This is a genomic window from Nocardia sp. NPDC058497 (genome assembly GCF_042720195.1).
In the GTDB taxonomy this organism is placed as follows: Bacteria; Actinomycetota; Actinomycetes; order Mycobacteriales; family Mycobacteriaceae; genus Nocardia.
Window position 1 is genome coordinate 1 of the sequence record NZ_JBHXMY010000188.1, and the last position, 10,149, is coordinate 10,149.

The 10,149-nt window shown below is 69.6% G+C and carries 10 protein-coding genes and 1 pseudogene; 7 read left to right on the forward strand and 4 right to left on the reverse strand.

What is annotated here, in order from left to right:
- The 6 genes from ACFWPJ_RS15060 to ACFWPJ_RS15085 all read left to right on the forward strand — a co-directional run.
- Positions 1-427, forward strand: a 427-nt coding sequence (locus ACFWPJ_RS15060; RefSeq protein WP_378851475.1) for a glycosyltransferase family 2 protein, incomplete at its 5' end; no start/stop codon positions are given.
- Positions 427-1,794: an O-antigen ligase family protein gene (locus ACFWPJ_RS15065; RefSeq protein ID WP_378851478.1), complete on the forward strand. Its 1,368-nt coding sequence runs from the start codon at positions 427-429 to the stop codon at positions 1,792-1,794. The genes ACFWPJ_RS15060 and ACFWPJ_RS15065, both read left to right, overlap by 1 nt.
- A 125-nt stretch (positions 1,795-1,919) precedes the next feature.
- Entirely contained in the window at positions 1,920-2,852 is a 933-nt protein-coding gene (locus ACFWPJ_RS15070; RefSeq protein WP_378851495.1) for a glycosyltransferase family 4 protein, read from the forward strand.
- Positions 2,849-4,456 carry an oligosaccharide flippase family protein gene (locus ACFWPJ_RS15075; RefSeq protein WP_378851481.1) on the forward strand — a complete coding sequence of 536 codons (1,608 nt, stop codon included), beginning with the start codon at positions 2,849-2,851 and terminating at the stop codon, positions 4,454-4,456. Before ACFWPJ_RS15070 ends, ACFWPJ_RS15075 begins: the two co-directional genes overlap by 4 nt.
- A gap of 4 nt (positions 4,457-4,460) precedes the next feature.
- On the forward strand, positions 4,461-5,432 hold the full coding sequence (locus ACFWPJ_RS15080; RefSeq protein ID WP_378851484.1) for a cellulase family glycosylhydrolase: 972 nt from the start codon (positions 4,461-4,463) through the stop codon (positions 5,430-5,432).
- Entirely contained in the window at positions 5,419-6,534 is a 1,116-nt protein-coding gene (locus tag ACFWPJ_RS15085; RefSeq protein WP_378851487.1) for a glycosyltransferase family 4 protein, read from the forward strand. The genes ACFWPJ_RS15080 and ACFWPJ_RS15085 overlap by 14 nt, the downstream gene beginning before the upstream one ends.
- Here the strand turns inward: ACFWPJ_RS15085 and ACFWPJ_RS15090 are convergent.
- A complete protein-coding gene (locus tag ACFWPJ_RS15090) occupies positions 6,449-7,612 on the reverse strand; it encodes a class I SAM-dependent methyltransferase (protein ID WP_378851490.1) in 1,164 nt (387 codons plus the stop codon). The genes ACFWPJ_RS15085 and ACFWPJ_RS15090 overlap by 86 nt on opposite strands.
- 14 nt (positions 7,613-7,626) lie before the next feature.
- On the opposite strand from ACFWPJ_RS15090, the gene rfbC reads away from it, so the two are divergent.
- Positions 7,627-8,190: a dTDP-4-dehydrorhamnose 3,5-epimerase gene (gene rfbC / locus ACFWPJ_RS15095; protein ID WP_378851492.1), complete on the forward strand. Its 564-nt coding sequence runs from the start codon at positions 7,627-7,629 to the stop codon at positions 8,188-8,190.
- On the opposite strand, the gene ACFWPJ_RS15100 is transcribed toward rfbC, so the two are convergent.
- From ACFWPJ_RS15100 to ACFWPJ_RS15110, 3 genes and pseudogenes are all read right to left on the reverse strand, one after another.
- Positions 8,168-9,202 (reverse strand): NAD-dependent epimerase/dehydratase family protein, encoded by a 1,035-nt coding sequence (locus ACFWPJ_RS15100; RefSeq protein WP_378851498.1) that lies wholly within the window; start codon positions 9,200-9,202, stop codon positions 8,168-8,170. The two genes, rfbC and ACFWPJ_RS15100, sit on opposite strands and share 23 nt — an antisense overlap.
- A gap of 2 nt (positions 9,203-9,204) precedes the next feature.
- Complete coding sequence (locus ACFWPJ_RS15105; RefSeq protein WP_378851501.1) at positions 9,205-9,867, reverse strand: PIG-L deacetylase family protein; 663 nt, start codon at positions 9,865-9,867, stop codon at positions 9,205-9,207.
- Positions 9,852-10,149, reverse strand: a pseudogene (locus ACFWPJ_RS15110) (glucose-1-phosphate cytidylyltransferase); the annotation flags it as partial. The gene ACFWPJ_RS15105 and the pseudogene ACFWPJ_RS15110, both read right to left, overlap by 16 nt.

A 10,149-nucleotide genomic window follows, 5' to 3' on the forward strand; every position in this document is an offset into this window, starting at 1 on the left:
GGGGAATCTGGTCGGGCGGTGTTCGTCGCGTACGGCGCTGGGCGCGTTCGTGCGCAAGCTGCCCGACGAATTGTGCCCGACCGCCGCGTTCCTGTTCCGGCGCCAGGAATTCGAGGTCACCGGGGGATTTCGCACCGACTTCTTCTATGCGATGGATATCGATCTCATCGCGCGATTGTGTGCCCGGGGCGGGTTCTACGGTCACAACCGGGTGCTGGCGATCAACCGGGCTTCGGTGTTCAACCATTCCTCCACGACGTCGACCCTCAGCAAATTCTCCGACGTGCTGCGGTTCAACCACCACGCGCGCCGCGAATACCGCGACCTGGTCGGTCCGGTCGACGTGCTGGCCGGCGACGGCAAGGTGCTGCGCCAGGCGCTGGTGCGCCTCGGTGCGCGGACCAAGCGCCTGGCCGGGCGGGGCTGATGGGCTCGCTGCTGTACCTGGCCGCCATCCCGGTGGGCTGGGTGTTCCTGCGCTGGATCCGGTCCCGGCCGCAGCGTGGCGTGCTGCTGGTCGCCGCACTGGTCCCGTTCAACGGTCTGCTCGAGATCGCGCCGGGCTGGATGCAGGTCGACGGCTGGAAGGAGGCGCTGCTCGGACTCACCCTGCTGGTGGCCGTTTTCGTGCCGCACCGGCAGGCCGATCCGCGTCCAGTGGTGCCGTGGTGGTCTTTCGGCGCCGCCCTGTGCGTCTTCGGGGTGGTGTCGGCGTTTCTCACGGCCGGGACGCTCGGACTGTTCGCCATCAAGATCACATTCTTCTACTTCATCGTGGTCCCGCTGATCCTGTATCTGCGCCCGTTCACCGCGCGCGACCGCGACCTGCTGGTGACGATCATGATGGTGGAGTCGGTGGGGATCGCGCTGTTCGGCCTGGCCCAGCAGGTGATCGGCGGCGCGGGCCTGGCGCAGATGGGCTACAAGTACAACGAGACGATCCGCTACGCCGGCGGCCTGCTGCGCTCGTTCAGCACCTTCAACCAGCCGTTTCCGTATGCGTTCTACCTGGTGATGGTCCTGCTCGTCGGCGGGTCGGTCGCACTCGCGAACCCCAGACGCCCGCGCAATCGGCTGTTCCTGCTGACGACGCCGATTCTGGTCCTCGGTGCGGGGGCGAGTGTGGTGCGTGCCGCGCTGGCCGGGCTGCTGGTCGGTGCCCTGCTGCTGGCGGTGGTGCGCTACCGGCGCCAGTTGATGCCGGTGATCGTCGGCTCGGTGGCGGTGGTCGCGATCGGGGGGATCGCGGTGTCGTCGCAGGCCGGCAGTTCGCTGTTCTCCTCGTCGAGCCTGGCCGATCGCGGGACCGGCTGGAACACCGTCATGCGGACTGTCGGCAGTCACCCCTTCGGCGACGGACTCGGCTCGACCGGCGCCGCGGCGGCGAGGCTGCTGGTCGAGGAACTGGGTCCGATGGCCGGGGACATGCCGTACGCCACCGGAGAGGTCCAAATCTATGGCCGCCCTTATCAACCCGACAACTACTACGTGAAGTTGCTCATCGAACTGGGGCCGATCGGGGTGTGGCTGTTCTCGGCCATCCTGGTGGTGATCTACCTGATGGCCCTGCGCTCGGCCCGCACGATGCGCGGGCCCGATTCGGCCCTGGCGCTCGGTGTCGCGGCGGCCGTGCTGGCCAGCGCGGTGGCGGCGATCGCGTCGAGCTACTTCGAGATCTTCCCGAGTGATTTCTACTTCTGGTTGCTGGCCGCGGTCGTCGGCTGTGCCGTCACCCAGCAGCAGTCCCCGTCCCCGGCCGCCGAGCGCAGCTCTGTCCCCGAGCAGGTAACGTGAACAGTGAAAGTTCCAGCCCCACAGTGTGTTTCGGGGCGCTGGCATTGCGCCCGAACGGGGCGGGCGTGGCTACCTATCAGCGGGAACTGCTGGGGCGGATGACCGGGCTGATGCCCGGAACCGCGATGTCGGCGCTGGTGCAGGCCGACGCCGCGCCCGCGCTGCCATCAGGAATCGCGGCGTTGTCGCGGCCGGTCGCGGCGGGCGCTCGCCGAGCCTGGCACGGTATCGCGCCGCTGGGCGGTGTGGATGTCTTCCACGGTCTCGACGTCGATATTCCCCTGTCCGGGCCGGGCGCGACGGTCAGTACGGTGCACGACCTGTCGGTCTTCGATGTGCCGTGGGCGTTCAGCCGGTATCGGGCACGCGGTGAGCAGTTGCTGGTGCGGATGTCGCTGACCCGGGCCGACTTGCTCATCGCCGTCTCGGAATTCACCGCGCAGCGGATCGCGGACCGCTTCGGTCGCGAGGCGGTGGTGGTGCCGCTGGCTCCGGCCCAATGGGCGCGGGAGCCCAACGAGGCCGCCGTGGCACGGGTGCGCGCGCGGTATCAGCTGCCGCAGCGGTTCGTGCTGCAGGTCGGCACCGTCGAACCACGCAAACAAGTCGCCATGCTGGCCGAGGTGGCACGCGACCTCGACGTCCCGCTCGTGCTGGCAGGCGCCGGATCCGATGGTCCGCAGGCACCGAGCGGCGCGATCGGGCTCGGTTACGTCGACCTGGCGGATCTGCCCGCGTTGTACGCGGCCGCCACCGTGGTCGCCTACTGCTCGCAGTACGAAGGCTTCGGGCTGCCGCCGGTCGAGGCGATGGCCTGCGGTGGCGCGGTCGTCGCGAGCGCGGTCGGCGCGCTGCCTCAGGTGTGCGGTGACGGCGCGGTACTGGTGACCGACGCGACCACCGAATCGTGGGTGCGCGCCATCCGCCCCCTGCTGCACGACGACGCCGCCAACCGGGAGTTGCGTGCGCGCGGACTCGTCGCGATGTCCGCACTGAGCTGGCAGGCGACGGCCGAGGCGACGGTCGCCGCCTATCGTGCGGCCGGGCTGATGTCGTGACGGACGAGTCCGTCTCCGCGCCACCCCCGCCCAGCGGTGGCCCCACCGAGATCCGGTCCCGCGCGCAGTCGGGTCGTGCCGCGGCCAACAACACCGCGGCGATGCTCGCCGCCCGGATCTTCGCCGCCGTGCTCGGCCTGCTCGGCACCACGCTCATCGCCCGCATGCTCCCCGCGGTCGAATGGGGTTATTTCTCGTTCGTTTTCGGGTTGCTCGGCATGCTCGCGATCATCACCGACCTCGGAGTCGGGCGCGCGGTCATCGGCAAACTGGTGCACGGTGACCCCACCGAGGCCGCCGAGATCGCCACCTCGTTCATCGTGTTGCGCACGGTGCTCGGCCTGGTCGGTTACGCGCTCGCCATCGGGTATGTGCTCGTTCTGCGTTGTCCGGCACCGGTGGTCGCGGCCACCGCGCTCGCCGGGCTCGTGGTGGTGATCGCCACCCCGAGCCATGCCTTGACCATCCTGTTCCAGTCCACGATGCGGCTCACCCTGGTCGCCGCGGCCGAGTCCCTGGCCCGCTGCGTGCAGCTGGCCTTGACCGTGGCGGCGGTGCTGTGGGCACCGACCCTGCTCCTCGTGGTGGTGCCCGCCATCGCCTACGAGGTCGTCGCCGTGACGGTGAAGATCATCGCGGTGGCGCGCGGGCTCGGCGGGCCCATCCCGGCCCGGCGCATCGAGCTGAGCTGGTGGAGCCCGATGCTGCGCGAGGCGCTGCCGCTGAGTATCGGGCTGGCGCTGATCATCATGCTGCAGAAGGTCGGGCTGCTGCTGCTCGGGCATTTCGACACCTTCGAGTCCGTCGGCCTTTTCGCGGTCGGCATGAAGTTCTCGGACCTGCTCGACACCGCGGCGGTGGCGGTGGTCGGGCCGCTGACGACCCTGCTGATCGCTTTGTGGCCGGATGATCCGCTGCGGTTCCGGCGCTTCTTCCGCCAGGCCAACGCGGCCTTGATCGTGCTCGGGCTGACCGCGCTGGTGGCCTTCTGGCCGGTCGCGGGTCAGGTGGTCGGGCTGCTGTTCGGCACCAATTTCGTTGCCGCGGCCGATGCGAGCCGCATACAGGTCGTCGGCGGCCTACTCGGTGCCCTGGCACACCTGGGCTTGGTGGCATTGATGGCCACCGGCCGCAACAACCTGATCCCCTGGATCGCGGCGGCGGCGTTGGGTGTGAACCTCGCCTTGGCGTGGCCGTTGATCTCGCGGATGTCCTACGAGGGCGCCGTCATCGCGGGCCTGGCGGCACAGGTGGTGCTGCTGGCCGCCGTCTGGCTGGGCGTGCTGGCGACCGTGCGGATGCGCCGACTGCTGCCGGCGACGACGCTGCTCGCGGTCACCGGTGTGGCCGTCGCGGTGATTGCCGCCGCGACCGCGATTGCGCACCGCTGGGCCCCGCCGTGGATTCTCACCTCGGCCGTGGCCTGCCTGATATACCTTCTCATCGCCGGAAGCATCATGCGAAGGACCGAGGGATTGACGATACGAAGCTTGCGAGGGCCGAAAACTGATGACACTGTGGCGGATCGCTCGGGCCGGGCTGACCTCGGTGGTCGTCCTGGCGACAGTGCTCGGTTGCACACCGGAGCCGACCGCGAGCACTGACACCGTGATCCGATCAGGTCTGGGCATCTCCGGCGGTCACTCCTGGCTCCAGCTCAGCGCCGAGGAACTGGATCGGCAGATGGGTCTGGTGGCCGCGACCGGCGCCACCTGGGTCCGCATCGATATCGACTGGTCGGTGATCGAACCCGTTCGCGGAAAACAGGATTGGTCGGCGACCGACCGCGCGGTGCGGGCGGCGCGGGCGCACGATCTGTCGGTGCTGGCGATCCTCACCTACGCACCGTCCTGGGCGAGCCCCCACGATGGTGTGGGCGGCGGCAAAGCCGCGCCGCAGCCAGTGTTGTTCGGCCGGTTCGTCGGTGACGCCGTCGAGCACTACAAGAACCAGATCGCGCACTGGGAGATCTGGAACGAACCCAATGTCACGGCCTTCTTCGCGCCGCGCCCCGATGTCGCCACCTACGCCCATCTGCTGCGCCAGGCCGCGCAAGCCGTGCGCGCGCGCCAGCCGCATGGTCAGATCCTCGTCGGCGGGTTGGCGCCCGCGGCCGACAACGGGCAGGACATCTCGCCGACCTCGTTCGTCGAGGACCTCTACGAACTCGGCGCCGACGCCGACTTCGACGCGATCGCCGTGCATCCGTACTCCTATCCCGAGCTGCCGGACTCACAGAGCTGGTACAACGCGTTCGGGAACCTGATGCGGATCCGGCGGATCATGGACTCCCACCACGACACCACAATGCAGCTGTGGCCCACCGAGTTCGGGGCGCCGACCGGAACCGGTGAGCGGGCTGTCAGCGAGGACGTGCAGGCCAGGATCATCGATCAGGGACTCGGTCTGGTCACCGCGATCCATGATGTCGGACCCGTTTTCGTCTACTCCCTGGTCGACGCCGGTCCCGACAGCAACGACCTCGAACAGAACTTCGGGATGTTGCGACGTGACTACACCGAAAAGCCGGCCGTGACCGTGCTGCGCACCCATGCGGAGGTGCTGCGTGCCGGTCGATAACGGGGTACGGGCGGTGGTGTTCGTCGCTCACACCGCGCAGGCGTCCGGCGCCGAGAAGGTCATGCTCGATGTCGTCGAGGCGACCGTGGCGCGGGGCTACCGGGTGCGGGTGGTCTGCCCGACGGGCCCGCTCAGCGCCCGGCTGCCACCCTCGGTCGGCCACCTCCCGATTCGGGAACTCGGGTTGACCGGTCAGCGGGGCGCGGCACGCTTCCGGGCCGCGCTGGTCATGCTGTGGCGGTGGTTTCAGGCCGCGATCGTGCTGCGGAAGGTGGCGCGCGGCGGCGGGGTGGAGCTGGTGGTCAACTCGACCATGGCGCTGCCCGCGGTGGCACTGTCATTGCCGCGCCGCCGGTCGACGGTCTGGCTGGTGCACGACATTCTGGCCAGCCGAAGACAATTCGTGGTCGCCTGGATAGGGCGTCGGGCCGTCGGCCGGGCCGTCGCGGTCTCCGAGCGCGCGGCCGCGCCGGTGCGGGCGCTGGGATTCGACGTGGATGTCGCGTGGCTGGGGGTGAAGTGGCCGGTCGAGGCCGCCCCGATCGTGGAGCGCAGGCCGCCGGTGATCGGCATTCTCGGCGTGATCACCGCGTGGAAAGGCCATCACATACTGCTGGCCGCCGCCGCCGAACTGCCCGAGGTCGGGATCGAGATCGCGGGCACCACCCTGCCGGGTGACGAACCGTATCTGGCCGAACTGCGGGAGCGGGCTGCCCGCCCCGATCTGGCGGGCCGGGTTCGCTTCCTCGGGCACGTCGACCCGCTGGTGACCGTGCGCGGATGGGATGCGCTGGTGTCGGCGAGTGTGCTACCCGAAGCGGGTCCGCTGGTGGTGCTCGAGGCGATGAGCCTGGGTGTTCCCGTCGTGGCCACCGAACACGGCGGCAATGTCACCGACGATGTCGCGCTGTGCGTGGCCCCCGATGATCCGGTCGCGCTGGGCGAGGCACTGCGCCGGCTCGTGCACGACCCGCAGCTGCGGGCGCGGCTCCGGGAAGCGGGCCGCGCGCATATCGCTACCCGTCACGACCGGTCCCGCACTCTGCCCCGCATGGTCGATGTGCTGCTCGGCGAGAATCAGCGGGAGAAGGTCTTGCCGTAGGCCCGGCCGGGTCGTCGACGAACCAGCGGCCCGCGAGCTCGGGGAGCCGGGTGCGCACTTCGGTGAGCAGATCGGGCAGGGTCAGCAGGACGGCGCCGGGGTCGGCGGCGACGAGTTCGGCGGGGGAGATGATGGGCACATCGGTGCCGGGCATCCGGCAGCCCTGTTTGGCGGGGGAGGCGTCGGCGACACCGGCGAGCAGGCCACGTCGCGCGCCTGCCATGGACAGCAACGCGACGGCGCGGGACGCGGCACCGTAGGCATACACCTGAGTGCCCTGTGCGGCAGCTGTTTCCAGCCACTCGCGCAGTGCGTGAACATGCTTGTCGACGACCTGCTGCAGTGCCGGAGTCGACCCTTCGAGCACCTGGGCTTCGGCCGCCAACACCCGCTCCACGGCCGGATCGGGGGCGTGCACACCGTGGCGGGCGGCCAGAAGCACAGTGCCGCCGTAGAGCTCGAACTCCCACGCGGTCACCACACTCATCCCCGCCGCGCGCAACAGGGTCCGCAGCGTCGCCAGGGAGTAGTACGCGAAATGCCCGTGCCGCAACGCATTCCACTGTCCCTGCCCGACGATGGCGGCCAGCGAGTGGTACTGCACCAATAGCACACCGTCCGGGGCCGTCGCGGCGGCGCGCGCGGCGAACGCGGCCCGCTGATCGGGCTCGTGCATGATGCCGAAGCAATCGAGGACAACCTCCGCCGCGCCCTCGGTCTGCTCGGTGAAGCCGTGCTCGGTGAGCAACGGGAGCCAGGTGCCGCCGTGCGGGCTGCCGAACTCGGTCACCGTCGACCCGTGCAGCAGACCGGCCGCGTGCACCAGCCGCACGGCCGCCGCCGCCTGATCGCGCAGCGCCTGCGGTTCGATGCCGCGCGGTTCGGCGGTGACAGTGTCGTCGTCGGCCAGCTGAGCCAGCCCACACGCCACGCACTGGTCCATCCGCAGCGGATGACCGGTCTCCGCCGGATCGACGGGGCTGTCGTGCGGTGGGAAATGATCGGCCGCGGGGACCGTGCCCAGGTCGAGAACGATAGTGAGCTCGGAATTTCCGCAGCCGCGGCACCGGCGAGTCATGGCAGGATGTCCTCGTGCGTATCGAGCGGGCCGAACTGGCCGACGTGGTGGTGCTCGTTCCCGAGCCGTTCCGAGACGAGCGCGGGCTGTTCACCCGCACCTTCGACGCCCGCGAATTCGACGCCCACCTCGGGGTCGACGGTGCCGCGGCGGCCTTCGTGCAGGACTCGCAGTCGCGGTCGGTGCGCGGGGTGATCCGCGGGATGCACGGACGCGGCGGGCGCGGCGAGGCCAAACTGGTGCGCTGCGCACACGGCGCCGTCTACGACGTGCTCGTCGACATCCGGCCGGACTCGCCGACTTTCGGTGCCAGCCAAGGGTTCCGGCTCGACGACGAGCACTTCCACCACCTGTACGTGCCGCCCGGGTTCCTGCACGGATTCCAGGCGCTCACCGAGGTCGCCGACGTCTGCTACCGCATCGACCGCCCGCACGACCCGGCCGAGGACCTCGGGGTCGCCTACGACGACCCCGACCTGGCCATCGACTGGCCGCTGCCCGCCGGCATCGTCTCGGCGCGCGACGCGCAGGCGGGCAGCTGGGCGCAACTGCGCGCTACGCTGGCGCCGGCGCACTGATCCGGCGCAGCCGCGCGTCGAGTTCACCCGCGTCGCAGAGCCCCTGCAGATGCGGCAACCGGGTGAACCGGCGGAAGAACGCGTCGGAGGTGAGCCCGCGCGCGGTGTACTCGGTAAACAGCTCCTCGGCGCCCGCGGGCACCGTCCAGCGCGCCTCGAAGCCGAGAACCTTACGCGCGGAGGAGAAATCGACACGGTAGGAGCGGGGGTCGGCACCGCTCTCGCCGGTGATCAGCAGCCGCGAACCCGGCACCGCGTCCACCACCGCGGCGGCGATCTCGGCGACGGTCAGATTGTTGACCTCGGTGCCGATATTGAACGCGCGGCAGGAGATGTCGGCGGCGGGCGCGGTCAGGCAGGTGGCGAAGGCGATCGCGATGTCCTCGGCATGCACGAGCGGGCGCCACGGCGTGCCGTCGGAGAGCACCTTCACCTCACCGGTGAGCACCGCGTAGCCGACCAGATTGTTCAGCACGATATCGGCGCGCAGCCGCGGGGAGAAGCCGAAAGCCGTTGCGTTGCGCAGGAACACCGGCGTGAAATCGGCATCCGCCAGGGCGGCGACATCGTCCTCGACACGCACCTTGCTCTGCGCGTACGGGGTGATCGGGCGCAACGGCGCGTCCTCGGTGACCAGTTCGGCGCCCGCGGCGCCGTACACCGAGCAGGTCGAGGCGTAGAGGAAGCGGCGCACCCCGGCCTCCTTGGCGAGGCGGGCCAGCCGCACCGACGCGTGATGGTTGATGTCGTAGGTGATCTCGGGAGCCAGCGCGCCGAGCGGATCGTTCGACAGCGCGGCCAGGTGGATCACCGCGTCGAAACCGCGCAACTGCTCGACGGTGACCTCGCGCAGATCCACCGCCAAACCCGCTGGGTCACCGGCGAACTCGCCGAGCAGGCAGTCGGCGAAGTAGCCGATGTCCAAACCGGTGACCTCGTGGCCCGCCGCTCGCAGCACCGGCACCATCACGGTGCCGAGATAACCCTGGTGCCCGGTGACCAGTACCCGCATGTTCACGTCTGTTCCCATCTGATGATCGCCTTGTCGAGCACGAACGCCTCGGCATAGGGCGCGTGGCACTGCACGCCACGCATCCGGGCCAGACCGAGGAAGGCCTGCTCGTCGAACCAGTCGCGGCCCGTCTGCGACGGATAGTGCTCGTGCAGCAGCCGCGACTTGCGCTGCGCGAGTTCCGGAGTGAGCGGGTGGTACAGGGTGGGCGCCGGGGTGTCGGTCTCCCACTTGAGGATTTCGTACCCCAGGATCAGGTGGTCACGGAACTCGGTCGGCACGAGTTCGGCCAGCAGCCGGTGGTCCTGGTGGGCGTCACCGCGATGCGGGGCGAACACCACCTCGGGTTCGCCGCCGCGACGGAACCCGGCCAGGCCGTCCTTGATCCGGTCCCAGTGCGCGGGCGCGCGACCGTCGGGGATGTCGAGCACCTCGAGGTCGGGTTTTGTCCCCGAGCAGAACGCGGTCAGCGCTGCGCGCTCCTCGTCCTCGCGCGCGGTGCCCGCCCCCGACAACACCAGAGCCCGCACCTCGACCTCGGGATCGGCGCCGGTCAGAGCGAGCAAGGTGGCACCCATCCCGATCGCGATGTCGTCGCAGTGCGCGCCGAGCACCGCGATCCGCTTCGGCGGGCGGGTGAACAGTCCGATCACGCCGATTCCCACACCATCCACGGACGCGCACCGTCGCGGTATGCGTCGTCGAGTTCGGCGCGCTCCTTGAACGTGTCGGCCGGCTTCCAGAAACCCAGATGCTGGTAACCGAACAGCCTGCCCTGCCCGGCCAGCGCATCGCACGCATCGGCGATCAGGTCACCGCCGGGCGGCAGCAGATCGAAGATCTCCTGGCTCAGCACGAAGTAGCCGCCATTCTCCCACAACGGCATTCGCGCCACCGGCATGATGTTCTTCACCTCGCCGGTCTCGGTGATATCCACACAGTGGAAC

What these genes read in the sequence shown, in the direction of transcription:
- ACFWPJ_RS15065 (WP_378851478.1), top strand. Translation starts at nt 427, where the DNA reads ATGGGCTCGCTGCTGTACCTGGCCGCCATCCCGGTGGGCTGGGTGTTC.
- ACFWPJ_RS15070 (WP_378851495.1), top strand. Translation starts at nt 1,920, where the DNA reads ATGTCGGCGCTGGTGCAGGCCGACGCCGCGCCCGCGCTGCCATCAGGA.
- ACFWPJ_RS15090 (WP_378851490.1), bottom strand. Translation starts at nt 7,612, where the DNA reads ATGACTCGCCGGTGCCGCGGCTGCGGAAATTCCGAGCTCACTATCGTT.
- ACFWPJ_RS15100 (WP_378851498.1), bottom strand. Translation starts at nt 9,202, where the DNA reads ATGCGGGTACTGGTCACCGGGCACCAGGGTTATCTCGGCACCGTGATG.